Below are 26,361 nucleotides of genomic sequence, written 5' to 3'. Positions count from 1 at the left end.
CTAATTTTGCAACCCTAAAATGAAATTTAACTTAACAGCACAAGACCCGCTTTCAAAGGCCCGAGCCGGCGAGATCACTACCGACCACGGTATCATACAAACCCCCATTTTTATGCCTGTAGGTACTGCGGGCACTGTAAAGGCGGTGCACCAGCACGAGCTTAAACAGGATATTTCGGCGCAAATTATACTGGGCAACACCTATCACCTATACCTGCGCCCGGGCTTAAACACTCTTGAAAGCGCAGGAGGACTGCATAAATTTAATGGCTGGGATGGCCCTGTCTTAACCGATAGCGGCGGCTACCAGGTGTATTCATTAACCGAGGTACGCAAAATAAAAGAGGAAGGGGTTACTTTCCGCTCGCATATTGACGGGTCAAAACACCTCTTTACTCCCGAAAATGTGATGGATATTCAGCGCATAATTGGTGCCGATATAATCATGGCCTTTGATGAGTGCACCCCCTACCCATGTGATTACAACTATGCAAAACGATCGATAGAAATGACCCACCGCTGGCTGAAACGCTGCTGCGACAGGTTTGACAGCACCGAGCCAAAATATGGTTACAGCCAAACACTTTTCCCCATTGTACAGGGTTCGGTATATAAAGACCTGCGTGTACGGTCGGCCGAAGTAATAGCTTCATACGAGCGTGAAGGCAATGCCATTGGTGGCCTTTCGGTAGGTGAACCGGCCGAGGAAATGTATGCCATGACCGAAATTGTATGCAATATATTACCACAGCAAAAACCGCGTTACTTAATGGGTGTAGGTACGCCTGTAAACATTTTGGAAAACATAGCCCTGGGTATTGATATGTTTGATTGCGTTATGCCAACCCGTAACGCGCGCAATGGCATGCTTTTCACTAAAAACGGAATCATCAATATAAAAAATGAGAAGTGGAAAAACGACTTTTCGGCCATTGAAGATGACAGTGATCTGTTTGCCGACAGGGATTATAGCAAAGCCTATTTACGTCATTTGATCCACTCGGGCGAAATGTTAGGCGCTCAAATTGCAACCTTGCACAACCTCCATTTTTATCTTTGGCTGGTTAAAGAGGCGCGAAAAAAGATCATAGCTGGCGAGTTTTACGACTGGAAAAATAGCATGGTAAAGCGCCTTGGTCAGCGTTTATAACGCTCACAGTAAATAAAAAAAATCTCCAGGAAAAACATGGAAATTAACAATCAAACAACCGGCAGATGAAAGCTTTTTTTTATAGACATTTAAAGATCATCGACAGGTTTATTATTGGCAAATACCTGGGTACTTTTATATTCACGATGGGTATTTTCATGGTGATATCTGTAGTATTTGACGTATCAGAAAAGCTGGATAATTTCCTGAACAAACACGCCAGTCTGCACGATATCGTGTTTAGATATTACGCGGGTTTTATTCCGTTTTATCTTAATATGCTATCGCCGCTGATCAATTTTTTGGCGGTAATTTTCTTTACAGCCAAGATGGCAAACCAAACAGAAATTGTTCCGATCCTGAGCGGCCGGGCAAGTTTTAACCGGTTTCTAAGGCCCTATGTAATTGCCTCATCCATCATATTTGTGGTGTCATTTTTTGCAAATGTATACCTCATTCCGTTTACTAACCGCCTAAAAATCGACTTTGAAAATGCGAATGGGATGATGGATAATGACCCAACCAAAGTGGAGGTACACATGCAGATTGATAAGCACACCTTTGTTTATCTCGCCAATTATGACCCTACAACGCACCTTGGTTACAATTTTATTATGGAAAAATTTAACGGCGATACCTTGCGCGAGAAGCTAATTGCCAATACAATTCAGTACGATTCTGTAAAGAGAATATGGTCGATCAAGGATTATACCGTTAAATATGTAAGGGGAATGAAGGAGCAATTCATTAAAAGCTACACACCAAAAGACACTGTTTTGGATATGCACCCGAGCGATTTTATTGTATATGATAACGTATACCAGGCTATGTCATTAAGCGATCTGAACAAAAATATTGACAAGGAAAAGCTGCGTCGTCCGGAGTATTTAAAGGCTATTTATTTTGAAAAGTACCACCGTTTTGTATACCCTTTATCAGCCTTTGTACTTACTTTAATCGGTGTTTCCATATCATCAAGAAAGGTACGCGGAGGTGTTGGTTTACCCTTGGGGATCGGCATTTTATTATGCTTCGCTTATATCATATTAGAACGGTTTGCGCTTGTATTTTCGGTAAAAGGAGGTATGACACCTTTAGTAGCCGTATTCATTCCTAACATCATTTTCGGCATTTTAGGCTATTATCTACTTTTAAAAGCACCAAAATAATGGCACAAAACGCCCCCTCAAGCCTAAATAAGAACCTTATAATACTCCATTTTACGGTTTTTGTGTGGGGATTTACCGGAATTTTAGGCGCTCTGATTACCATTTCGGCCGTACAATTGGTGTGGTACAGGGTACTTATTGCCTTTGTTTCGCTGTTTTTGTATTTTAAGTTCAATAAAACCGATTTTAAAGTCGACAAAAAAACCCGGATAAAATTGGTGTTTACAGGGGCAATTGTGGGCGGTCATTGGATCCTTTTCTTTGCCGCCATCAAGCTTTCAACCGTTGCGGTAACCCTGGTTTGCCTCTCGTCAATCACACTTTTCACCGCCATTTTTGAGCCAATTATCAATAAAAAAAGCATTTCAAAATTGGAGATTTTGGCCGGGCTCTTAATCATTTCGGGCATCGTTTTGATTTTTAAATTTGAAGGAAGATACACTAAGGGTATTATAGCCGGACTTGTGAGCGCTGTTTGCGCCAGCCTTTTTTCAATTATTAACTCGCGCCAGGTACAAAAATTACAGGCGCCGGTCATAGCATTTTATGAACTATCCGGCGCTTTTGTATGGATCTCGATATACCTTTTTATAACCTCCGGCTATACCCGGGCCATGTTGTTAAAGCCCGCTGATATTGGTTACCTGGTACTGCTTGGTACAGTGTGCACGTCACTGGCCTATGTTGCCGGCGTATCTGTAATGCGCGAACTTTCTGCATTCAGGGTAGCGCTCATCACCAACCTTGAACCGGTGTACGGCATCATTATGTCATTTATTTTTTTTGGCGACATGAATAAAATGACACTTGGATTTTGGGGTGGCGCACTCCTTATCTTGTCTACAATCTTCTTATACCCTGTTGCCCAAAAGCAAATTGTCAGGCGTAAAAACAGGGCCTGAATTTTCACTTTCCTGCATCGTGCTTCATAACTATAGTTGCCTGAACGCACTGCAGCCGACTACCGGAGAGCCCGTGCGAAAACTCAAATACGCGCTATCTTTCCCTTACCCAAATCATAATAGGGGTGAAATCCCCATGCCCGTCTTAGCGATTTTTAGCCCCTCTGAGCGATTCTAATTTTCAGAGACATTCCGGGCTCAATCAACACTTCAGCACAAAACAGCGGCAAAATCCAATTTTTACTTAGTGTATTAAATTCAAATTTAAAAATCAGCTCAGCAACTCCAACATTTTCAATTTTACTCAATACCATCCACTATAAAAATTAAAATAATTCATTTATATAACTAAAATATAAAACTAAAAATCAGATAATTATATACTTTATATAAATAGTTAATTAAACAAAAACAATGCAAGTAAAATTACAAAAAGCTAAAAGTATTAGCAACTCGGGTTTTATTAAGGTAAACAACTTATAATAATTTAAAAATCAAATATTTAAACATTATTATATCAGGTAAAACTTCCGGAACAGGCAACGAGAAGATATGTTTACCAAAGTGTAGTGAAGTAATTATTCAGGAATTAAAAAAAAACGAAGTATCTCTCCTGCTTGTATACGGAATTTATTTACGGGCCATTTTTTTTGCGCTCTCGTGCGATTGTCGCGAAGAAATTTCTGACATAAAAATTTGTTATTCCATCCAATCCAAGAAAGATCAACACCCTTTTTTTAGCGGTTGAAAAATGTGCAAAATTCAACCAGGATTGTGATCGCTCTATTTTTGAAAGAGCGATTATTAATATCGGGTAAAGTCGGGGCGACTTAATAATCGCAGAGATACGGGACATTGATCTGGCAATAAAATTCGAACATAAAAACACCGGGGCTCTGCCCGCCACGGCCCGCCACATTCCAGGGCATCAATTTATCAGAGATCAATTTTTATTAAACATTTAAAAAGCGGATATTGTATTAACTCTAAAACCACATCCATCATGAGCATAAAAACAATAGTCATTGTAGTCATCGCTGTTTTGCTTACCATCGTACTGATGCAAAATACCGACGAGGTTTACTTCAAATTTTTGTTCGCCACTTTCAGGGTATCCAAACTAATGATGATGCTGGTGGTTGCGGTAACAGGTTTTATATTGGGCTTGATCGTGGCATGGCCTAAAAAACAAAAGTTCGATATTGAAGGCTATCATGACGCCATGCACAAAAAAGACGACACCGATACACTAAGTGACGAAGACAGGGAATACATCAGCTAAAATATGAAAACAAAGATTGGATTTATAGGCCTTGGCAACATGGGTACCAGCATAGCCAAAAACCTCATCGACTCGGGGTACCATCTGCAGGTTTACAACCGCACACTTTCAAAGATAGATGAGCTTGGAACCGACCGTGTAACCAAATGTCAGAGCCCTGCCGAAGCAGCGGCAAATGTGCCGTTTTTGATCACCATGGTATCGGATGATGAGGTGCTGCGAGAATCGGCTGTAGGCGACGGCGGAATTTTAAAAACGCTACAGCCAAATGCTGTGCATATCTCCATGAGCACTATTTCGCCTGGTACTTCTGAAGAACTTGCCAAATTACATGAGCAAGCCGGCAGCCGTTACCTTGCCTCTCCGGTGTTTGGCAGGCCCGAAGCGGCTGCTGCGCGTAAGCTCTGGATCTGCGTTTCGGGCGACGAGCAAACTAAAGCTGATGCCCGGCCAATTCTTGATTTACTTGGCCAGGGGGTGATAGATTTCGGCCCTTCAACAGGTGGCGCAAACGTGGTGAAAATTGCCGGCAATTTCATGATCATGGCATCAATGGAAATGATGGCCGAAGCGTTTACCCTCGCCGAAAAAAACGGGTTGAGCAGAACGCAGGTTTTCGAGTTTTTTGGCTCGACACTTTTTAACGCTCCTATTTTTCAAAACTATGGTAAGCTCATTGCAGGTAAGCAATATGAACCTATAGGCTTCAAATCAAAATTAGGCTATAAGGACGCGCGGCTTGCATTCAAATTATCGCAGACAAGCGAGATGCCTATGCCCATTGCAAACGCCGTACACAGCCGCTTATTAACGGCTGTAGCCAAAGGCCGGGGCGAGAGCGATTGGGTAGAAGGAATAGGGCGCGGCGTGAGTGAAGATGCGGGGGTGTGATATTGGGTTTCGGATTTGTTCAAAAGTAAAAAAGCGTCATTGCGAGGCACGAAGCAGTCCCCTGTTAGCAGAGCAGCTATACAAGTTTCTCTGTATAGTTTGGAATTGCTTCGTACCTCGCAATGACGCTTTAATATTTATGCATTTGTCGAGGTTTTAAATTCGCCAGCTGAGCAAATCCGAAATCGAAAATCCGAATTCCGACATCATAAATAGAACACTCCGTTCTCTGCTTCCAAAAATTTCAAATCGGGGGTTTCGGCAAAAATACCGAACACTGATGCACCGCTTCCGCTCATACTGGCGTAGATAGCGCCGGCTTCATAAAGGGCAGCTTTGATACCGCGGATCCCCGCGTGATTTTTAAACACGGTTTGTTCGAAATCATTTTTGATAAACTTCTTCCAATCTGCTATTGGCTCATTGATCAAATCGAACAATGAATCTTTTACCGCGGTTGGTTTTATGCCCCTGAAAGCCTCCCCTGTCGACACGTGAACGGGCGGCATTACCAACACAATTTTGTAAGCTGACAGATCGAGTCTGATATGCTCAAACTCGTCGCCGCGCTCAAAAGCAAACACGGGTTTATTCTCAATAAAGAAAGCACAGTCGGCACCGAGGCGGCGGGCGTAATTGGTCATTTCATCAACCGATAAACCGAGCTTAAATTCATCATTCATCAGCCTGATAAAAAACGCAGCATCGGCCGATCCCCCGCCCAGTCCAGCGCCTATCGGGATGTGTTTATGCAGGTGGATGCTCACTGGTGGCAGGTCATGATCCTGCTTAAGCATGTAATAACCCCTAATGCAGAGGTTATCCTCCATCAGGCCGGGAATATCCAGGCCGGTTGATGTGAAGCTAAGCTTATCGCTTGGTACTACTTCAAGGGCATCTTTAATATCGATAGGATAAAAAATGGTTTCGAGATTATGATAACCATCCGGCCGGCGTTCGGTAATATTAAGGCCAATGTTTATTTTTGCATTCGGAAATAAAATCATACAAAGTAATTAACACGTGATGTATTTGCCAACATCCGTAGGAAACCAAAGGTAGATTATTTTTCTTTGCCCTTTGAAATTGTTCATTAGTTCATTGGTTCATTAGTTCATTGGTGCCTTATCCAATCAACCCCAATAACCACTCACCTAATCAACTACTCACTTAATCAACTAACATAATGAAACAGTATCTCGACCTGATGAGGCATGTGATGGAAACCGGCGCGCAGAAGCATGACAGAACCGGCACCGGTACGGTAAGTGTGTTTGGCTACCAGATGCGTTTCAACCTTAAGGATGGTTTCCCGATGGTGACCACCAAAAAGCTTCACCTCAAATCAATTATCCACGAGCTCATCTGGTTTTTGAGCGGCGACAGCAATATCCGTTACCTGAAAGAAAACGGCGTACGCATCTGGGACGAATGGGCCGACGAAAACGGCGACCTCGGTCCGGTGTATGGTAAGCAATGGCGCTCATGGCCCACACCTGATGGCGGGCATATTGATCAGATCCAGCAGGTAGTAAATCAGCTTAAAAACAATCCCGATTCGCGCCGCATTATTGTATCGGCCTGGAACGTTGCCGAGGTTAACCAGATGGCCCTGCCGCCATGCCATAGTTTGTTCCAGTTTTACGTAGAGCCCCCTAACCCCCTGAAGGGGGAACTGAAGGGAAAACTTTCATGCCAATTGTATCAAAGAAGTGCCGATATATTTTTAGGCGTTCCGTTCAACATTGCATCGTATGCCCTGCTCACTATAATGATGGCGCAGGTATGCGACCTCGAAGCCGGCGACTTTGTACATACCTTTGGCGATGCCCACCTGTACAACAACCATATCGACCAGGCCCGCCTGCAACTAAGCCGCGATCCTCGTCCCCTGCCAACCATGAAGATCAACCCGGAGGTTAAAGATATCTTCTCATTTAAGTTTGAAGATTTCACTTTGGAAAATTATGACCCATGGCCGCATATTAAGGCGGAAGTGGCGGTGTAAGTTTGAACCGTGATTTATAGGATTAGAGGATTGATAGGATTTTACTATCCTTAAAATTTACCACCATCACGTCATTGCGAGGCACGAAGCAATCCCAAACTATACAGGGCGGATCTGCATAGCCCCCTCTGCCTATTGGGGATTGCTTCGTACCTCGCAATGACGCGTTGAAAAATATGGGTGCTTTTAGAAACCCACCCATTTTAATAAACGCAGACACTTTTGAAAAACATGTAGGTTCATCTGCTTAGCATCAATGAACCATTGAACAAATGAACTAATGATACTATCTATAATCGTAGCCATAGCCAAAAACCATGTTATTGGCAAAGACAATAAATTACTCTGGTACCTGCCTAATGACTTGAAACATTTTAAAGATGTTACTACCGGGCATACCGTGATCATGGGGCGTAAAACTTTTGATTCGGTTGGTAAGCCTTTACCCAAGCGCCGCAACATTGTTGTTACACGGCAGGCTATCAGCATTGAGGGTTGCGAGGTGGTACCATCTATTGAGGCTGCAATTGAACTTTGCAGGGCCGAGGATGAAGTTTTTATTGTTGGCGGAGCCGAGATTTACCGGCAGGCTATTCCGCTTACAAACCGCATATATCTCACCATTATCGACCAGGATTTTGAGGGTGATACCTTCTTCCCGGAGTTAAATCCTGATGAGTGGCAGGAAACAGATCGTGAAGATTTTGAGCCCGACGAAAAAAACAAGTATAAATATTCTTTTATCACACTTGTGCGGGGCTAACATTTTTTGTCATGATTTTGTTTTAATTTAAAATTTTGTGCTTACGAAATTTTATTAGATTTGCTGCCTTATTGAAAAAAAGCTTATAAACTAATTTATTACATATTACAAATTCGATGCAAGGCAAAGGGGTTATTAAATTTTTCGCCATACTACTGGCAGTGGTGTGCTTATACCAGCTATCATTTACGTGGGTGGCCCATAAGGTTAGGGAGGATGCCAAAGTATACTCAAAGGGAGATCCTGAGAAAGAAAAAGCTTATTTGGATTCTATTTCCAATCAACCGGTTTATCCGCTATTAAAACACGATTACGCTTATGTATTGCAAAGGGAAATTGCATTAGGCCTTGACCTTAAGGGTGGCATGAACGTTACCATGCAGATCCAGCTCAACGATGTTATACGCAAAGTTGCCAATGACAATCCTGATCCGACTTTTAACCAGGCTTTGGCTAACGCCGATAAATTGCAGGCAAATGCTCAAACCAACCAAAAAGATTACATCGCGTTATTTGTAAGCGAGTACGAAAAGCTAAACCCCAACGGTAAGCTTGCCGCTATCTTTTCAACAAAAGATAACCAGGACCACCTGAAGTTCAACGCTTCAAACAGCGAGGTAAAAACTTATCTTGAGGACTTGGCTTCAACAGCGGTTAAACAATCATTCACCGTTTTGAACACCCGTATCAACCAGTTTGGTGTAACCCAGCCAAACATCCAGTTGCAACAAGGTTCAAACAGGATTTTAGTTGAACTGCCGGGCGTTAAAGAGCCGGAGCGTGTTCGCAAATTGCTTTCAGGCTCTGCAAAACTGGAGTTCTATGAAACTTTTGATAATGCCGAGGCTTACCAATACCTGATCAACATTGACAACCTGCTTGCTGCAAAAAGCAAAACAGTTAAAGCCGATACCGGCAAATCAGCAAAAGCTGATTCTGCCGCTACCATTGCAGCTGCAAAAGCTGATACCGCTAAAGGTGGTTCATTGTTAAGCAAGGTTCAAAAGAACGCTGCTAAAAACGATACTTCAGCGGCTTCATTAAGCAAAACAAAATTAGCCGCGCAACACCCGCTGTTTGCAGTGATGTCATTAAACGTTGGCCAGGGTGCAAACGGCCAGCAGCAATTAGGCCAGGGCCCGGTTGTTGGTTATGCTCCGTTACAGGATACGGCCAAAGTTAACGCATACTTGCACAGTGCCGATGTTTTAGCGGTTATTCCACGTAATATCAAATTTTTGTGGGAAGTAAAACCTATCAAAAACACCAAAACTTTCGCGTTATACGCTATCAAACTTACAGGTGCTGATAACGGGCCGGTATTATCGGGCGACGTAATTAACGATGCCCGTGCAGATAACGACCAAAAAGGCAGCCCTGAGGTTGTGATGATCATGAATTCGGAAGGTGCCCAAAAATGGCGTACTGTTACTGCAGAGGCATCATCAGGCACTAACAAAAAAGCTATCGCCATCGTTTTGGATGATAACGTATACTCTGCACCTACCGTTCAGAATGAAATTTCAGGTGGTGTGTCATCAATCTCCGGTAACTTTACCATTGATGATACCCGCGACTTAGCCAACGTATTAAAAGCAGGCCGTTTACCGGCTCCTGCCCACATTGTATCTGAATCAATCGTAGGTCCGTCATTAGGCCAGGAAGCTATCTCTGCAGGTATTACTTCAAGTATCTTAGGTTTGGTGGTTGTATTGATCTTCATGATTGCTTACTACAACCGTGCGGGTACTGTAGCGGTAGTTGCGGTGATCATCAACATCTTCTTCCTGATGGGTGTATTGACCAGCTTAGGCGCGGTATTAACCGTACCGGGTGTTGCAGGTATCGTATTAACCTTAGGTATAGCGGTAGATGCCAACGTACTGGTTTACGAACGTGTACGTGAAGAATTAAACTTAGGCAAATCATTAAGAATTGCCGTTGCCGACGGTTTCAAACATGCATTGCCTTCAATCCTTGATTCACAGATCAGTACCTTCCTTACAGGTTTAATCCTGTTTGTGTTTGGTTCAGGTCCTATCCAGGGTTTTGCTACTACATTGATGATCGGTATCGCAACTTCATTGTTCTGCTCATTGCTTATCTCAAGGGTTATATTTGAGTGGATGCTTGACAAGGGCATGGATATCAAGTTCTCAAACCCATGGAGCTCACATACCTTTAAAAATGCAAACTTCGCGTTTGTAAAAAACCGTGGTAAGTTCTACATTTTCTCAGGCTTGTTTATTGCTGCAGGTTTGGTATCTATCTTCACCCGCGGCTTTACCTACGGTGTGGATTTTGAAGGCGGCCGTAACTACATTGTTAGCTTCCCTAACAAAACCGTTACTACCGAACAGATCCACGATGCTGTTGATGCTACTTTAGGCCGCAGCACCGAGGTTAAAACTATGGGTACCGATAAATTCAGCATCACTACCAACTACCTGTTCAATGATAACTCAACTGCTGCTGATGCTAAAGTAAGGGCAACCCTTGTTAGCACATTAGCTGCTAAAGCTGAAACTAAAATTACCGACAGCAACATTTTAGGTGGTTCAAAAGTAAGCGCTACTATTGCAGATGAGTTAAAAACATCAGCTATCTACACAGTATTGTTCGCCATCTTCGTAATCTCGGCTTATATCCTGATCCGTTTCCGTAAATGGCAGTTCAGCTTAGGCGCGATGATCGCGACCGCGCACGATGCCTTGCTGGTATTGTCGTTCTTCTCATTGTTCAATGGTTTCCTTCCATTCTCACTGGATATTGACCAGGCGTTCATCGCGGCTATCCTTACTGTTATCGGTTATTCAATTAACGATACTGTGGTAGTATTTGACAGGATCCGTGAGTTCCTTGATCATTCTAATAAGAACGAAAAACCGGAAGAAGTTATTAACAGGGCCATCAACAGCACGTTAAGCCGTACCATTATCACAGCTTTAACCGTGGTATTCGTATTGTTAGTATTGTTCATCTTTGGTGGCGACGTTATCAAAGGCTTCTCATTCGCGTTATTGATTGGTGTACTTTTCGGTACATACTCGTCGATCTGCGTGGCAACACCGGTAATCGTTGACTTTGGAAAGAAAGACCTCAAATAAGAAAAAGAATAAATTTATTAAAAGGCTCCAAAGTAATTTGGGGCCTTTTTTGTTGATGCACAACGCCATAATACTCATTAGGAAAAGCTATAATATCACCGACAGATGGTGTTGCATATCGCGTACAATGAACTATACTTGCACCGTATTTCATATAAATAGTTATTGGCGGCACGGAGATTGCGCTATACTCCCAAAAGTGCATTACGTTGCCCTTAAAAAGTTTTTTAACAGATAACCTGCACAAATGAACACATCAAATAATTCAAAATTTCCACTTGTAGTGATCGTAGGCGGCGGCTTCGGCGGCCTGCAGGTGGCAAAACAACTAAAGGATAAACCTGTAGACGTTTTGATGCTCGATAAGCACAACTACCATACTTTCCAACCCCTTTTATACCAGGTTGCAATGGGCAGCCTCGAGTCCGAGTCGATTGCATTTTCTTTAAGGAAAAATTTTGCCAATCAAAAAAATTTCCGGTTCCGGATAGCCGAAGTAACCAAAGTAGATGCGGAAAACAACACGCTCGAAACCACTATAGGTAATATAGCCTATGATTACCTGGTGATAGCAACCGGCTCAACCACCAACTTTTTCGGCAATAAGGATATCGAACACTATTCCATGCCGATGAAATCGATCCCCGAGGCACTGAACCTCCGTTATTCCATTCTGCAGAATATCGAAGAAGCCCTGCTTAAAGTAGGCAAGGCCGAGCGCGATCCCTACCTTACCTTTGTACTGGTAGGCGCCGGGCCAACCGGTGTTGAGCTTGCAGGTTCATTAGCCGAACTCCGTAACCACGTTTTAACAAAAGATTACCCGGAGCTTAAAAAAGAGGACATGAAGGTTTACCTGGTTGACTTTTTGCCGAAAGTACTGGGGCCTTTCTCCGACCAGGCATCCAACGCGGCCCGCACTTTCCTGACCAATATGGGTGTTGAAGTACTAACAGGCGTAAAGGTTGAAAGCTACGATGGAGAGGAAATTAAGTTTGAAGGCGGTAAAACCATCCGTACCAAAAACGTGATCTGGAGCGCCGGGGTGATGGGCGTTGTGCCCGAAGGCTTTGATAAAGACGTTATTGAGCGCGGAAACAAAATAAAGGTGGATAGCATTGGCCGGGTTATAGGTAGCAATAACATCTTTGCCATTGGCGATGTTGCAGCCATGATCACCGAGGAAACACCTAAGGGCCATCCCGGTGTAGCGCAGGTAGCTATACAAATGGGCCAGCATGTTGCCAAAAACATTATCCACATCATCAACGGGGAGCAAACCTCGCCATTTAAATACAACGACAAAGGCTCACTGGCAACCATTGGCCGTAATAAAGCGGTTGCCGATTTGGGCAAGGTAAAGTTCCAGGGATTTTTTGCATGGCTGGTATGGATGTTTGTGCACCTGATATCGCTTTTAGGAGGCCGTAATAAGGTGATCGTGTTCATTAACTGGGTATCGAGCTATGTAACTTACAATGGCGGCACAAGGCTTATAATCCGCAAATTTGAGCGTGAAGGTTTAACTGAGGAGCAGCATTTGCCTAATACGGTTGATTGAGTTTGAAAAGTCAAGTGAATAATTTTTACTTTAGATTTAAAACCTAAAGTAACAAAGCGTCATTGCGAGGTATGAAGCAATCGCGAACTATGGAGAGCGGACCTACAAATCGGGGATTGCTTCGTACCTCGCAATGACGGCTGTTATTATTCCATTGGAGTTAACTCTTAAAAGATGAACATCAAGATAACCGAATGTCCCCGCGACGCCATGCAGGGCATTCATGATTTTATTCCTACCGATATCAAGGCAGGTTATATCAACCTGCTTTTACAGGTGGGATTTGATACGATAGATTTTGGCAGCTTTGTATCGCCGAAGGCCATTCCCCAGCTACAGGATACCGCTGAAGTGCTAAAAAAACTTGATCTGAGCAGTACCCGCTCAAAGCTGCTGGCTATTATTGCCAACTACCGCGGTGCCGAAGATGCGGTGAAGCATGAAGAGATCACCTATCTTGGGTATCCATTTTCCATATCCGAAACTTTCCAGCTTCGAAATACAAATTCAACCATTGAGCAGGCCTTTGAAACGGTACAGCGGATAAATGAATTGAGTAATAAAAATGGTAAACAACTATTGGTTTATCTTTCCATGGGCTTTGGTAACCCCTACGGCGATGAATGGAACACCGGCATCATTGAGCACTGGGCAGAAAAGATGATTGGCGAAGGAATAAAGAACATTGCCCTTGCCGATACCATTGGCATTGCAGATGCGGCGCAGATCAGCAGTATCTATCCAAATCTTTGCCGCTTATTTCCCGATACAGACTTTGGCATCCATCTGCACTCCACACCCGATACATGGCAACCTAAAATAGCAGCAGCCTATCAAAGCGGCTGTAAACGATTTGATACTGCAATAAAAGGCTATGGGGGTTGCCCAATGGCTAAAGACGACCTTACAGGCAACATCGCCACCGAAAACCTGATAAGTTACCTTAAAATACAAAACGAGCCCACAGGACTTAATATGGATAAATTTCAGGAAGCTGTGGATTACTCGGGGAGGGTGTTTGTCTGAAGTTTAAATAACCTCTCCACTTCGTCATTATAAGTATCCATCAGGAAAATCCTAAAAAAAACCGTAATGACGTATAAAATATCTTAGCGGCAGTGCGCGGGGCCGCGTTAGTGATAGGAGCGGATACCGTCCGTCAGCTGACGGATACTGCCTGTGCAGTATGAGCGTATATCACGGCCCGTTGGCTAACGGGAACACCCATATTTATAAAATCACTCCAAAAAATTCAATTGATAATCAACAACTTACAATCACATCATTATAAGGTACGAAGCAATCGCGAACCATACAGAGCAGCTCTGCACATCGGGGATTGCTTCGTGCCGCAATGACGCGCGTTGAATGTTTTTATTCTTTACGCTGCTGCGATCTTAGCCGCTTTAGATGCCTTATTCTTTACCACCCTGTCAAAGTTTTCCATTACCAGTACAGCCGCACCAATTAACTCAGCATCAAACCCAAGCTCAGATACGAGCAATTCGGTACCGCCGGCAAGGCGCGGGATACAATACTTGTGAAGGGCTTGTTGTATCGGAGCCATTAATATTTTAGCCACTTTGGCGCCGCGACCACTTAATACAATGATGGCCGGGTTCATGATATGGATAAGAATGGCAAGGGCCTTCCCTATTTTATAGCCGGCGTCGGATAACAGTTCGATGGCAAACTGGTCGCCGTTGTTGGCCGCCTCTATAAGGGCATCCCCCATTAGTTTGGAGTGATCTTCCTCATTATATTTTAAGCTGGTTACGCGGCCTTTTTTGATGCCTGCTATAGCTTTTTGGGCTACTACCAATAATGAGGCTTCAGCTTCAAGGCAGCCACGTTTACCGCATTCGCAAAGGGAACCATCTTCCGATAACGGGATATGGCTTAGCTCGCCCGCAAAACCATTGTGCCCACGGAACAGTTTTCCGTTTACGATCATCCCCAGGCCAATGCCCCAGCCCAGGTTGATTACCATAACTTCCTGCTGTGATTTGGCTATACCAAATTTCTGTTCGGCAAGGGCTATCAGGCTCGAATCGTTATCGATATAAGTGGCGATGCCTGTTTTTGAAGTAAGGTAGGCCGTTAAGCTTTGCCCGCCGGCATCAAGGTAAGTGTAATTGATACCTTCGGTAATATTGATGAAGCCGGGCATACCAATCCCAATGCCGGCAATCTTATCTTTAGGGATGCCGCTGTGTGTTATGTAGTTATTTATCTGATCAACCAGCGTGGGCAATGCCTCGGGGTTATTGAGCAGTTTAAGCTCAAAGGTGAGCATATCGGCAACGGGATTATTCAGCAGATCAAACATCTGGATGCGGGCAGTGAGCTGATCGAGCGCTATGGCTAAAATATGCATAGCACTTGACTTTACCGAATACATTAACGGGCGGCGGCCGCCGCTTGAAGGGGCATAGCCCTGTTCAACCACAAAACCCTCATGCATTAATTCGTTTATGGCTTTGGCTATTGAAGGGATACTTTTATCAAATAACTCGCTCAACCCCGCGCAGGACATGGCCTTATTAAAATAAAGCCTTTTAATGATCATATTTTTTAACTGGCTGCCCTTTACCCCTTTATTTGTAAGTTCCATCAACAATTTCTATAGTTTGGTTTATAACAGGCAACACCTTAGTGTTCTGAATTTTATAAAATTAAAAATAAAGTTATTAAGTACAACTGTAAATATTACAGTATTAAACCTGTTGTAAGTACATGGACATCATTAACGTACCATTTGCCTACAACGTACAAAAATATCTATTTATTCGCGTTCGATATAAAATATGCGAAAGTTTTGATTAAAACTTACCATTCCGGATGTTTAAACCCAATAATTTACTACGGCAACAGCCAAAACCGCCAGCCGCTCCAGTATTCATCATACTGCGATCTGAAATCTTTTAAGTGGCGCGATAAGGGTAAGCCGTATGAAACAGCAAAAGCGTTATACATTGGCTCATCACTGAAATTAACAACACCTTTCGTTCTTAAGTTATAAACTTTATACCCCGAATCAACCGACATACAAAGGTTATCGCCTTTTAAAAGATAAGTATCCACATGGATTTGTTCACTTTTCCCTTTGGGTACAAAATAAGCAAACTGGTCACTCTCTCCCATAGCCTCACCATGTCCCAAAGGGATCCGGGATTCATCGCCCAGGCCGTGATCGCCATAATAGGTAAAGGAAAACACGATCAGCGATATACTGACAATTTTATAAACTGCAAATACCCTGAACCATTTAAAACCGGTATACTTTTTCCGTGCTTTTAAAAACAGCACCCATAAAAACCAGACTACAGGTGTGTAAAGCAAACTAAGCATGGATGATTTAATTACAACAAACAAAAAATGGAGCAGCGTAGTCATAAGGCAGTTTAATCTCTTTCAATTTGCATAAACATCCAGCGCTGGCCCTCCAGGTCGGCAGCGCGATAGCGGGTGCCGGGGAAACCATATTCCAATTCGCTCAATATCGTTGCGGCTTTACTTTTAGCAGTTTTGTAGTGCCGCTCAATATCATCCACATAAACCAAAAGCCCGTTAATAATATAAGGCACAGCACTCCATTTGGCAGCGATGTCACAGTTTTGGGCATGGTGCGCCGGGCTTTGATAATGTGGCGTAGGCTCTGCCAGTATCACCAAACTATCGCCCATTTTAAGTTCTCCATGAGTAAGGCGGCCGGCATCATCCATCATCCGCATATTTTCAGTGAAACCAAAAACATCGCACAGCCAGTTCATAGCCGCAATGCCGTCTTCATAGGCAAGCATGGGGATTATTTGTTGGTTATTGTTCATTGGTTTACGCCTGGCTGTTAGCAGCACTAAAGGTAAACTATTGCAGCCTATTTATCAAAGCAGCCTATTTCTCTTCCAATTGCTTCTTAAGCTGCGCTATTTCATATTCTAATTTAAGCACATATTCGTTTTGGGGGGTGAAGGCTTCTTTGATTTCATCAACGGTATACCGGGGAGTGATGTGCTGCGGACAATTCCAGTCGAAGGCTTTTATATCGAATATCATCATCCGTTCAGGACTGTGCTTGTATTCGGCAGGATCGATCAGTTCAAACAATCCGGGGTTATCAGTAAGTTCAACAATGCGTGCATCGGCATAAATCTTGAGCCTTGTTTTTCGGGGATAATCCATTAAAAACAAAGATACCTGCGGATGAGCCAACACATTGCCTACCGAAATGTATTGTTTATTTCCCCTGAAATCAACCAGTCCGATGGTATGGCTATCTATCACTTTGATAAAACCTGCAGGCCCTCCCCTGTGCTGAATATACGGATAGCCATTCTCGCCTATGCTGGCCATATAAAAACTGTCGCGGCTTTCAATAAACATTTGTTCAGATTCGGTAATGCCGTCCTTATCGGCCAAGGGGTTCTCCATACGGGCGTAGGCTTCCCGGCTGCCATATTTTTCCTGTAGTTTTTTAACACCGTCGGTAAAAGCAAAGCGTGCAAAATTCATGATATAACAATTTTAAAGGAATAAAATACTTATGCCCGCCTTGCGGTGCAAGGCGGGCATAAGGGTGTAAACTATAATTATAAACTGAGGATCTTATTTAACCAATTCAGGAATAGCAGGCCAGTCGACAGGTACCTGGGTTAAGGCGTATACATAGTTGGTAATAGTTTTATCGCCAACAGCTACAGCTACATCAATCAGGTTGGCCTGGGTATAACCGGCAGCGTAAAAGTTTTCTACCAACTGATGATCGGCATGGCCTTTATTTTCGGTGATGGATTTAGCCACCTTAACAAGGGCGTCAATTTTTGCATCAAATGAAGCTGAACCACCGCGGATCTCCACTATTTGCTCATCAGTATAGCCATTAAGTTTTGCAATGGCAGTATGGGCGCTTAAACAGTATATACAGTCGTTTACCTCGCTCACTATAAGGTTAACGGCTTCTTTTTCTTTGGCACGCAATGAGGTTTTACCGTTAGAAAGTGTCAAATAATTAGCTAATGCATGATCTGAAGTTGCAAAAACAGCATACAGGTTTGGCACACGGCCTACTACTTTAGTAAGGGTATCAAAAAGGGTTTGGTTTTCGGTTGATACTTGTTCTCTGGTTGGAACTGCGAAGGTTTTCATATTATTTAGTGTTAAAATTTGTTGTTTTGATTTAACACTACAAAGTTGGCAACTTTAGCAGCCCTGCGGAATGGGCAAACTTCCCGACTGCTTGTAATTATTTCCCTTCGGCAACCAAAGCTTTGTTATTTCTGAAATCGGTGGGTGAAAAAGAGGTGTGTTTTTTGAAGAAATTACTGAAATAGGCCGCATCGTCAAAACCAAGCTCATAAGTTATTTCCTTGGCCGATTTATCAGTATAATACAATAACCGTTTGGCTTCAATAATGAGCCGTTCCTGTATCACCTGTAAAGGCGGTTTGTGGTTATACAATGCAAAAAGGTTGGACAATGTTTTTGGTGATTTATTTAATTGCTGTGCATAATAGGCTACGGTATGGTGCTCCCGGTAGTTATTCTCTACCAGTAAGTTAAACTTGCGGATTGTACCAAATTTTTCATCAGCAACTGCCGAACCGGGCAGGCGGTTAGCCTTAGCCAGGCGGGTTACAATAATAATAAGCCGCTTCAGCAGCATCCGGAGCATATCTATCTGGATATTATCGGCAGTTTCAAATTCTTCAATGAAAATATCAAGAAGCCGCTGCATTTTAAACTGCATAGCTTCATCAAGATTAACAAATACCTGCCCGGCGCTGCCATAAAACAGGAAGCCCACGCAGCTTACCTCTTCATCATGGTCAACAATACAATAAAAATCACGGTTAAACTGCCATGCCACTATATTTTCCGGTCGCTCAAAACGAAAGGACTGATTAACCATTAACGGCAGGATGGTATCAGGCAAAAAATCATAATCCACCTCATCTATGGTAACGGTTTGCTTTTCGCTCCGGTTCCAGGCTATGGTGAGATATTTATGCTGACGGTCGCGTGTAAAAAACATCCTGTCGAAATGTTTTTCATTGATAAGCAGCAGCAGATCGCCGCCTGTAGATTGTTCTGTAACCGATAGTTTCATTTTGCGTAATCGCAAAGATATTTAAAAGTAAGGATTAAGCATTAACAACCATCGGTTTATCAGGTCCCGATGACCAGTCGTGCTGAACATTGGTCATGAGTAAAGCATCATCGAACTTTACAGAGCCTTTGGGGAATATGGCTTCATCTTCAAAAAAGCTATTCTTCCTCCTCTCCAAAATCCTCCATTACGCCAAAATATTCTTCCCATTCAGGGTCGTCGCTAACTGTAATTTCGATGGGGAGCTCATCAAATTCGGCTAAGGCATGGTTCAGCCTTTCGCCTGCTATGTCTATATCTGTTGTGTACCAGGCCCACCATCTTTCGCCTTCGCCGGTAAAAACAAAAGCAAGGATGGTTTGATGATCGTCTTCAAAGATCTCAACCAAAGCATCTTCTACCGCACTCATATAATCCTGAATTTCGGGCAGTGGCAATAATGTTTCGTAAACCGGCTCGTAAGTCCAGATCACGTCCATCCGCCACAGGTATGCACCTGCTTCAACAAAATTGATAAGGTTGGGCCTGTACCTTACCAATAAAGGTGTATTTTCCTGGTCATTAAATGCCTCAATGGCTACCCAGGTGTCATCTAACAGCATTGGTAATATTTTATGTGGAAGTTATAAAAAATCGGGGAGGAAATAGGCTTAAGAAGTTTTAAAAACTTCTTAAGCCTTTAACATCTTTTTTTATTCTATCTCAAATTCTTTTTTTAGTTTAATATCAACCGATGAACTACCAATCATCACCATAAATTTACCGGGTTCAACTGTCCAGTTCATGTTTTTATCCAGCAATGCCAGGTCATCGGGGTGCAGTGTAAACTGTACGGTTTTCTTTTCGCCGGGGTTAAGGGTAATGCGATCAAAGCCACGCAAATCATAATCATAGGTGGTAACGCTGCTCACCTCATCCTTAAGGTAAAGCTGCACCACATCGTCGCCTTTGCGCTGGCCTGTATTAGTTATATCAACACTTACCTGGATTAGTCCCTGTGAATTTCCTTTTTCGGGCGATACCTGCAAATTGCTGTACTCAAACGTTGTATAGCTTAAGCCGTAACCATAAGGGTATAAAGCCCCTTTTACACTGGTTTTCCCCCAGCTGTTTTGCCCGCCCTGCTCGGCCTGAGATGAGGGTTTGAAAGGGAAATTATATTCCAGTTGTCCCGTAGTTTTAGGGAAAGTCATTGGCAGCCTTCCACCCGGGTTGTTGTCACCAAACAAGGTTTCGGCAATAACCTGCCCGCTTTGAACACTGGGAAACCAGGCCTCCAATATAGCCGGCACATATTTATTTTCCCAGTTAATGGTTAGAGGCTGCCCGTTGATCATTACCATCACCACAGGCTTACCGGTGGCCTGTAAAGCCTGGATCAGCTTCAATTGCCTGCCGGGCAGGTTCAAACCTGTACGCGATAAACTTTCGCCTACACGGTCAACATCCTCACCTACCACAGCAATCACAATATCCGATTGTTTAGCCTGTGCCACCGCCGAATCTATCCCTGCCTGTTCCTGCGCGGTTAGCGGTGTTTCAATGATCTCGCTCTCCGGCCAGGTAGCATCAATGATATCGCAGCCTTTAACATAGCTAACTTTGGCATCATTGCCAACGTAATTTTTAATACCATCCAATACAGTAACAACCGGGTTGTGCGATGGGCCATACCTGCTGGTAGCGTAGTTGGCTTCCTGAGCCAGCGGACCGGTTACCAGGATCTTAGGATATTTCTTTTTATCCAGCGGCAGCAGGTTATTGTCATTTTTCAGCAACACCATCGATTCCCGGTTCATTTTCAGGCTCATGGCTTTATCCGCATCGGTGTGCACTATTTTATCAGCTGCTTTCGGGTCTTTAACATACGGGCTGTCAAACAATCCAAGCCTGAATTTCACTTTCAGCACTTCACCAACGCGGGTATCAATGATCTTCATCGAAATGCGGTTCTCTTTAATCAGCTCACGCAGGGGCATGATAAAAGTTTGCGGCATAGTAAAGTTGGTGCGCACATTAAGGCCAGCCTCAACAGCCTGCCTTACAGCTTCCTTATAATCGGCGGCTACGTGGTGCTTAGAGTATAGAAACTCAACAGCTTCGCTATCGCTCACTACATAACCGTCAAAGCCAAATTGCTGGCGCAAAAGCTGGGTTAAAAAGTAATAGCTACCGGTTATGGGCACACCATCCCAGTCATTATAACTGCTCATTACCCCCATAGGATGCGCCTCCTGGATCACCCTGCGGAATGGATATAAATATAACTGATGCATTTCCCTCGGTGCCACATGCGGATCGGTACGGGCGCTGCCGTCACGGCCTCCCTTAGGTACGCTATATACTGCGAAGTGTTTAAGTGTTGAGGCTACGCCTTCTTCCTGGATGCCCAGCACCATCTGCTTGCCCATTTCGGCAATGTGAAAAGGGTCTTCGCCATAGCATTCAACCACACGGCCCCAGCGCTGATCGCGGGCAGGGTCAAGTATGGGGGCATAAACGTTGGTATACCCCAGGGCTTTGGCTTCGCGGCCAACGGTTTTACCTGCCTGGTATACCAGTGCCTTATCAAAAGTGCTGCCTATAGATATTGGCGCCGGCAATGGTGTGGCCCGGTCATGGTTAAGGCCGTGGATACCTTCGTTGGTAAAATCAACAGGGATGCCCAGGCGTGTTTCCTCAACAAACCATTTTTGTATGGTGTTGATGGCCGAAGCGTGTTTGCTGAAGGGATATGAATACTGGGTAGGTGCAGCATCCGTATGCGAGGTAAGGTTATTCAGTTCTTCATCAATATTGGCTATGCCATCTTTCCACACTTCGTTTTTCCAGTTGGGTACGGGCATTTCATCTTTCAACACGCGCTTGTAGCCATAGAGGGTGGCCATTTGGCAGGTTTTCTCTTCAATGGTCATCTGGCTTAACAAATCGGCCACACGCTTATCAGTGTTTTGCGCCGGATCTTCGAACACATCCATTTTGCCGTTCTTGTTAAAATCTACCCAGCCTTTATGGTAGATGTTTTTTTCCTGTGCCGATGCAGCCAGGCCAAAGCTAAGCGATAAAGCGGATGCTACGAATACCCGCGGCAGATAGTACTTAATTCTCATGAGGTTGTATTGAAGTTGGTGTTCCAAATATATAAACCTGCACGAGCGCCGCCATGCCCGGGGCCGTATATTTTAACTATATCGTTTGAGTAGGGTGGCGATTAAACCTGCCACTTGCAATATTCACAAACTTTATATTACATTTAGATTTTAAATGAGCTTAAAGCAACCTGTAACCCTAATTTCACAAGCAATTATTCAGGCTGGTATTTGTGTGCCTTTCCTAATTTTAACACTAATCATTTATGGCATCTGCCGGGAAGGCAGCGAGATAGTGGCAGCTATCATGTATGGTTTGTTTGCCATTCCTGGTTACGTAATTGCCGTTTGCAGCTATTTGATATACAATATCATCGAAAACAGGATAAAAACTACCTGGAGCATGCTCAAATATGCTGCTCCACTGTTTTTGCTGATTGTCGGCCTATTGGCATTATCCGGTTATAAACAAAGTGACCGGCAGGTATTTTTTGTTATTATAGCTACCGTTTTATTCATTGAACCCCTTAAGATCGTTTACCGGCGTGTATTGAAAACCTTATAACCTTAACGGGCATCAGCCCAATCGACATCGGTAAAGGCAGGGTTTATTTTATAGTCATTATAGGTGATGCTACTTTTTTGCGCACCCTCGGTTTGTAATTCGGCGGCGGGAAAAACAATACCATCAACCGTTTTAAAACCGGTAAAAGCCGATATCTGTACTACCGAACCCACTTTAGTACCTTCGCCAACCAGCTGATTTTTACCGTCGAGCACTGCAAAACTGGTTACGCCGTCAAAGCTATAGCTCACTATCATTACGTTATTTTTACCTTCCTGTGCCTTAACATTTTGAATATGGTCGAGGTTTTCTTTCCTGAACAATAGCGCCCCTGAGCGGAACCCTTGTTTCAATTGTGCTAAACGCTGGGTCGACAGCGGTTTTTTATTGCCATCGTGCCATTGCCAGCCATTATCACCTTCCATTTGCTCAACTTGTAATAGCTTCCCGCCTTTGCGGATCTCCGAGCGGACACGATGAGCGGGCAGATCAATCTTAATAGTAAAATCAAAGCCTGTCATGGTTGCGGAGATTTGCATGGTTTTAATTGCATTGAGCTTTGCACCACCGTGAACTTCGGCAGCCTTGTTTAATAAGCCCGCAGCATCACTATCACCAGTTTCAGCTGCCTGGTTTCCGGCAGTTGTTTTAGCATTACCGGAAGCCCCGGATGTTGTTTTAGATGAGGATGATGCACTTTTGGGCGCTTTATCCTCCATAAAATAAATATTACCGTCTATAGCAGCCATTACCGGCTTTTCACCGGGGCGGCAAAAGAAGCTATGCGTTTCGGTTTTACCTGTATTATAATTGAGGATAAGTATTCCATCTTTAATCGTATAGGTACCTGCCCCGCTGTCTTTGTGACCTCCTCCGCCGCCGATCCCTTCACCCGATACCATGGTGGCTGAAGAACTATTTTGGCTAAAATTACCCTTCCCATCAAAATAAAGACTTTTTGAGCCCGATGTGCCAACAAATACCTGCCCGGTATTCCCCCCTCCCATGCTACTTGCATGGGTAAATTGATAATAACCGGCTGGTACCCTGTCGGCCGTATTGAGCTTTAGGATACTGAAAGAGCCGGCATCGATATCGCCATCAGATTCAATTTTATATTCCTGTTTGGAACCTTTGAGATACTGCAGTTTGAGCGTATTGCCCTGTACCTGGTAATGGCCGGCAACATGTGTTTTCCAGTCGGGTTTTTCAAGCAGATCGTTAAAAGTACCATCTGGCCTTAACTGGAAAACTACATCACTGCGGCCCATGCCTCCCCCCATAGTAACAGGTAGGGTGATTTCAATACCGGCGTAAACGCCGCTTACATTTTTTGATTGTGCGCCGGCATTAACACCGGCAAAAAGTGTGATAAGCAAACCAAACACAAAAGCTTTCATAGTAGCAGCAGGAAAAAATTTACTATTCAGATTTAACTATCAACTCCTGCACGATAAAAATGTTTTTAGCTTAATGATAAGGTTCTGTTAAATTTTACCAGCCAACTAATACTTTAACTCGGTCCTGAAAAAACCGACAGCCAAACTGTCCACTTGTAAATGAATGGCATGCCTGTTAACCGAAGCATCATCGGTAAAGTATATCGGGGCTTCCTTTTTTAAAGTATCAATGGCTTCACCAAGCATAACGTAATGGCCTACCTTACCGGGCAGTTCTGTGTATTTTGATTTGCCGATTAACTGATGATAATGCCTTGCATTGGTTTTAACCGGGGCTATGCTATCACTTTGCGAGCCTACAATATACAAGGCGCCTTTAATGTCGGCTACCTGCTGTTTACGTGTGAAACCAAAGCCTAATGCGGGCGATATGGAAAAGAAAGCTTTAATTCTTTTATCTTTTAGCAGGGGCACATGTTTGGAATCGGCAATCATGGAGCTATCGTCCAGTAATTTTACCAAACCCGGAAACTCGGGGATCTCCAGTTCTTTGCGGCCTGTGGTTTTGTAATAGTTACGGGCCTGTTCAAAATCGAGCTTTGCACCGGCAAGAACGATCATGGTATAGCCGCCAAAAGAAAACCCGGCTGCCCCTATTTTTTGCAGATCGACAAGGGGGCCAATCTCAGGATTATTCAGCAAGGAAGTAAGGGCAAAGCTGATATCCAGAGGACGCTCCCATGGCTTAACAAATTCAAGAGGAATTTTATGATCGTATGTGTTGCCGTAATGATCGACAGCAGCAACTATGCAACCGCTGTTTGCAATGGCCTGGGCAAGCCACTCCAGCGTTAACCTACCGCCGCCTGTACCATGCGACAGCAGGATAAGCGGTAGTTTATTTGCCGGAAGTTTGCCATTACGTACCGTTGGCTGCCGTAAAAAGGGCGAAAAATGCTGATCTGCAACTTTTAACGTATCCGCAGTAGGATACCAGATTTCGGTAACCACCGGGCGGTTATTGCGGCTTTCATCTTTAAAACTGAAGGTACGCTCACCTAAATTTTGGGCAATCGTAATATGGCCTGATAGCAAGATTATAATAGCGGCGAAGATTTGTTTGCACATCATATTTAGCGTTTATATCACAAAACAAGGCATTTAGTGATTCAAAAAGATTGACAATAGTCAATAAATCATTTTTTTGATTTCAGCCGGCTCAGGGTTTCCTGCGAGATGCCAAGGTAATCAGCAACTATTTTATTGGGCAGCCTTTTGATAATTTCGGGTTGTGTTTGCATCAGGATATTATAGCGGGCTTTTGAATCCAAGGTGATGAGGCTTTCTATTCGCTGTATGGATGCGATATAATCAAACTCAAGGCCCACGCGGTACATGGTTTCAAACCCGGGGATCTCCTGGAGAAGCAGGTCGCGGTCGGCATAACTCAATACCAATAGCTCAGACGGTTCCGGGCTTTGAATAGATGCAACAGAAGGCTCTTTTAGTATAAAACTCGGGAATGCGGTGCCCATGCGCCCTTCAAATATCAGGAACCGGGTTGATTCGTTGCCCTCATCATCGGTTAAAAATACGCGGAGGCATCCCTTTACCACAAAATATAGATGCTTTGCAATGCTCCCCTTTTCAACCAGGATCTCGTTACGTTTGGTGAAGCGGGCTTTAAAACAATTTGCGATCAGCCGCTCATGTTCAGGCGAGAGGATTAATTTACCTTCAAGATGTTGTTTTAAAGCAGGATGCATAGCTGCAATTTATGCACTTAGCATCGGGTTGACAAATTCCTGATTATTTTTGAGCAAGCAAATCCTGGTACAAGCCAAAGTTTTCATCATCAAAACAAACAAATATTAGTTTCTCAACAACATCATCCTCTGCCAAAAAATCCTTAACAGTTTTAACGGCAATTGCCGCGGCTTTATCCTTTGGAAAATGATAGATGCCTGTACTGATATTAGGAAAAGCTATAGTATGCACATCATTTTCGGCAGCAAGCTTCAAACTATTTAAATAAGCGGATTGCAACAGTTCGTCCTCTCCCCGTTTACCGCCGTTATAAACAGGGCCAACCGTATGGATCACATATTTAGCAGGCAGCTTACCGCCGGTGGTTATGACAGACTGCCCGGTTTTGCAGCCACCCTGCCGGGCTACTATCTTACGGCAATCTTCCAGGATCTCCGGGCCGCCGGCACGGTGTATAGCGCCATCAACACCGCCGCCGCCCATGAGCGAGGTGTTTGCCGCGTTTACAATGGCATCGGCTTTAATTTTTGTGATATCGCCCTGTACCAGTTCAATAGTGCCCATAATATTTTAAATTATAGCTTATATAACAAACAGGAAA

The 26,361-nt window shown here is 43.7% G+C and carries 25 protein-coding genes; 11 read left to right on the top strand and 14 right to left on the bottom strand.

Annotation, left to right across the window (positions count from 1 at the left end; all coding sequences use genetic code 11):
• The first annotated feature begins 19 nt into the window (after positions 1 to 19).
• The 5 genes from tgt (at position 20) to SNE26_RS04345 (ending at position 5,394) form a co-directional block, all read left to right on the top strand.
• Positions 20 to 1,150 carry a tRNA guanosine(34) transglycosylase Tgt gene (tgt, locus tag SNE26_RS04365; RefSeq protein WP_321558151.1) on the top strand — a complete coding sequence of 377 codons (1,131 nt, stop codon included), beginning with the start codon at positions 20 to 22 and terminating at the stop codon, positions 1,148 to 1,150.
• Between the two features lie 65 nt (positions 1,151 to 1,215).
• Positions 1,216 to 2,319 (top strand): LptF/LptG family permease, encoded by a 1,104-nt coding sequence (locus tag SNE26_RS04360; RefSeq protein WP_321558150.1) that lies wholly within the window; start codon positions 1,216 to 1,218, stop codon positions 2,317 to 2,319.
• Positions 2,319 to 3,221: an EamA family transporter gene (locus tag SNE26_RS04355; RefSeq protein WP_321558149.1), complete on the top strand. Its 903-nt coding sequence runs from the start codon at positions 2,319 to 2,321 to the stop codon at positions 3,219 to 3,221. The genes SNE26_RS04360 and SNE26_RS04355 overlap by 1 nt, the downstream gene beginning before the upstream one ends.
• 1,003 nt (positions 3,222 to 4,224) lie before the next feature.
• The gene (locus SNE26_RS04350; protein ID WP_321558148.1) at positions 4,225 to 4,503 is read left to right on the top strand and encodes a LapA family protein; all 279 of its coding nucleotides are present in this window, start codon (positions 4,225 to 4,227) and stop codon (positions 4,501 to 4,503) included.
• 3 nt (positions 4,504 to 4,506) lie between these two features.
• Positions 4,507 to 5,394: an NAD(P)-dependent oxidoreductase gene (locus SNE26_RS04345; RefSeq protein WP_321558147.1), complete on the top strand. Its 888-nt coding sequence runs from the start codon at positions 4,507 to 4,509 to the stop codon at positions 5,392 to 5,394.
• Positions 5,395 to 5,600: 206 nt separating this feature from the next.
• On the opposite strand, the gene ispE is transcribed toward SNE26_RS04345, so the two are convergent.
• Positions 5,601 to 6,401 (bottom strand): 4-(cytidine 5'-diphospho)-2-C-methyl-D-erythritol kinase, encoded by an 801-nt coding sequence (gene ispE, locus SNE26_RS04340; RefSeq protein ID WP_321558146.1) that lies wholly within the window; start codon positions 6,399 to 6,401, stop codon positions 5,601 to 5,603.
• A 179-nt stretch (positions 6,402 to 6,580) separates the two neighbouring features.
• On the opposite strand from ispE, the gene SNE26_RS04335 reads away from it, so the two are divergent.
• The 5 genes from SNE26_RS04335 (at position 6,581) to SNE26_RS04315 (ending at position 13,859) form a co-directional block, all read left to right on the top strand.
• Positions 6,581 to 7,402 (top strand): thymidylate synthase, encoded by an 822-nt coding sequence (locus tag SNE26_RS04335; protein ID WP_321558145.1) that lies wholly within the window; start codon positions 6,581 to 6,583, stop codon positions 7,400 to 7,402.
• 280 nt (positions 7,403 to 7,682) lie between these two features.
• Positions 7,683 to 8,165, top strand: a complete 483-nt coding sequence (locus tag SNE26_RS04330; RefSeq protein WP_321558144.1) for a dihydrofolate reductase — start codon at positions 7,683 to 7,685, stop codon at positions 8,163 to 8,165.
• A 116-nt stretch (positions 8,166 to 8,281) separates the two neighbouring features.
• Positions 8,282 to 11,272: a protein translocase subunit SecDF gene (gene secDF / locus SNE26_RS04325; protein ID WP_321558143.1), complete on the top strand. Its 2,991-nt coding sequence runs from the start codon at positions 8,282 to 8,284 to the stop codon at positions 11,270 to 11,272.
• A 247-nt stretch (positions 11,273 to 11,519) separates the two neighbouring features.
• Positions 11,520 to 12,833 (top strand): NAD(P)/FAD-dependent oxidoreductase, encoded by a 1,314-nt coding sequence (locus SNE26_RS04320; RefSeq protein WP_321558142.1) that lies wholly within the window; start codon positions 11,520 to 11,522, stop codon positions 12,831 to 12,833.
• Positions 12,834 to 13,007: 174 nt separating this feature from the next.
• On the top strand, positions 13,008 to 13,859 hold the full coding sequence (locus SNE26_RS04315) for a hydroxymethylglutaryl-CoA lyase (protein WP_321558141.1): 852 nt from the start codon (positions 13,008 to 13,010) through the stop codon (positions 13,857 to 13,859).
• Positions 13,860 to 14,214: 355 nt separating this feature from the next.
• On the opposite strand, the gene SNE26_RS04310 is transcribed toward SNE26_RS04315, so the two are convergent.
• The 9 genes from SNE26_RS04310 to SNE26_RS04270 form a co-directional block, all read right to left on the bottom strand.
• Complete coding sequence (locus tag SNE26_RS04310; RefSeq protein ID WP_321558140.1) at positions 14,215 to 15,447, bottom strand: ROK family protein; 1,233 nt, start codon at positions 15,445 to 15,447, stop codon at positions 14,215 to 14,217.
• Positions 15,448 to 15,695: 248 nt separating this feature from the next.
• Positions 15,696 to 16,229 (bottom strand): hypothetical protein, encoded by a 534-nt coding sequence (locus tag SNE26_RS04305; protein ID WP_321558139.1) that lies wholly within the window; start codon positions 16,227 to 16,229, stop codon positions 15,696 to 15,698.
• An 8-nt stretch (positions 16,230 to 16,237) separates the two neighbouring features.
• Positions 16,238 to 16,663 (bottom strand): VOC family protein, encoded by a 426-nt coding sequence (locus SNE26_RS04300; RefSeq protein ID WP_321558138.1) that lies wholly within the window; start codon positions 16,661 to 16,663, stop codon positions 16,238 to 16,240.
• A 64-nt stretch (positions 16,664 to 16,727) separates the two neighbouring features.
• The gene (locus tag SNE26_RS04295) at positions 16,728 to 17,345 is read right to left on the bottom strand and encodes a pyridoxamine 5'-phosphate oxidase family protein (RefSeq protein WP_321558137.1); all 618 of its coding nucleotides are present in this window, start codon (positions 17,343 to 17,345) and stop codon (positions 16,728 to 16,730) included.
• 93 nt (positions 17,346 to 17,438) lie between these two features.
• Complete coding sequence (locus SNE26_RS04290) at positions 17,439 to 17,978, bottom strand: carboxymuconolactone decarboxylase family protein (RefSeq protein ID WP_321558136.1); 540 nt, start codon at positions 17,976 to 17,978, stop codon at positions 17,439 to 17,441.
• Between the two features lie 97 nt (positions 17,979 to 18,075).
• On the bottom strand, positions 18,076 to 18,939 hold the full coding sequence (locus SNE26_RS04285) for an AraC family transcriptional regulator (protein ID WP_321558135.1): 864 nt from the start codon (positions 18,937 to 18,939) through the stop codon (positions 18,076 to 18,078).
• 34 nt (positions 18,940 to 18,973) lie between these two features.
• Positions 18,974 to 19,117 carry a hypothetical protein gene (locus SNE26_RS04280; RefSeq protein WP_321558134.1) on the bottom strand — a complete coding sequence of 48 codons (144 nt, stop codon included), beginning with the start codon at positions 19,115 to 19,117 and terminating at the stop codon, positions 18,974 to 18,976.
• Positions 19,098 to 19,541, bottom strand: coding sequence for a DUF695 domain-containing protein (locus tag SNE26_RS04275; RefSeq protein ID WP_321558133.1), 444 nt, complete (start codon positions 19,539 to 19,541; stop codon positions 19,098 to 19,100). Before SNE26_RS04275 ends, SNE26_RS04280 begins: the two co-directional genes overlap by 20 nt.
• 90 nt (positions 19,542 to 19,631) lie before the next feature.
• A complete protein-coding gene (locus SNE26_RS04270) occupies positions 19,632 to 22,049 on the bottom strand; it encodes a glycoside hydrolase family 3 N-terminal domain-containing protein (protein WP_321558132.1) in 2,418 nt (805 codons plus the stop codon).
• A 154-nt stretch (positions 22,050 to 22,203) separates the two neighbouring features.
• Here SNE26_RS04270 and SNE26_RS04265 point away from each other — a divergent pair, with 154 nt between their 5' ends.
• The gene (locus SNE26_RS04265; RefSeq protein WP_321558131.1) at positions 22,204 to 22,593 is read left to right on the top strand and encodes a hypothetical protein; all 390 of its coding nucleotides are present in this window, start codon (positions 22,204 to 22,206) and stop codon (positions 22,591 to 22,593) included.
• Positions 22,594 to 22,595: 2 nt separating this feature from the next.
• On the opposite strand, the gene SNE26_RS04260 is transcribed toward SNE26_RS04265, so the two are convergent.
• The 4 genes from SNE26_RS04260 to SNE26_RS04245 all read right to left on the bottom strand — a co-directional run bounded on the left by SNE26_RS04260 (position 22,596) and on the right by SNE26_RS04245 (position 26,324).
• Positions 22,596 to 23,993 (bottom strand): hypothetical protein, encoded by a 1,398-nt coding sequence (locus SNE26_RS04260; protein WP_321558130.1) that lies wholly within the window; start codon positions 23,991 to 23,993, stop codon positions 22,596 to 22,598.
• 105 nt (positions 23,994 to 24,098) lie between these two features.
• On the bottom strand, positions 24,099 to 25,124 hold the full coding sequence (locus tag SNE26_RS04255) for a hypothetical protein (RefSeq protein WP_321558129.1): 1,026 nt from the start codon (positions 25,122 to 25,124) through the stop codon (positions 24,099 to 24,101).
• Positions 25,125 to 25,189: 65 nt separating this feature from the next.
• Positions 25,190 to 25,759 (bottom strand): Crp/Fnr family transcriptional regulator, encoded by a 570-nt coding sequence (locus SNE26_RS04250; RefSeq protein WP_321558128.1) that lies wholly within the window; start codon positions 25,757 to 25,759, stop codon positions 25,190 to 25,192.
• 43 nt (positions 25,760 to 25,802) lie between these two features.
• Entirely contained in the window at positions 25,803 to 26,324 is a 522-nt protein-coding gene (locus SNE26_RS04245; protein WP_321558127.1) for an O-acetyl-ADP-ribose deacetylase, read from the bottom strand.
• Between the last annotated feature and the right edge of the window lie 37 nt (positions 26,325 to 26,361).

Origin of the sequence: Mucilaginibacter sp. cycad4 (assembly GCF_034263275.1) — a bacterium.
Taxonomy (GTDB): Bacteria; Bacteroidota; Bacteroidia; order Sphingobacteriales; family Sphingobacteriaceae; genus Mucilaginibacter.
This window is presented reverse-complemented; position numbering and strand designations above follow the sequence as displayed.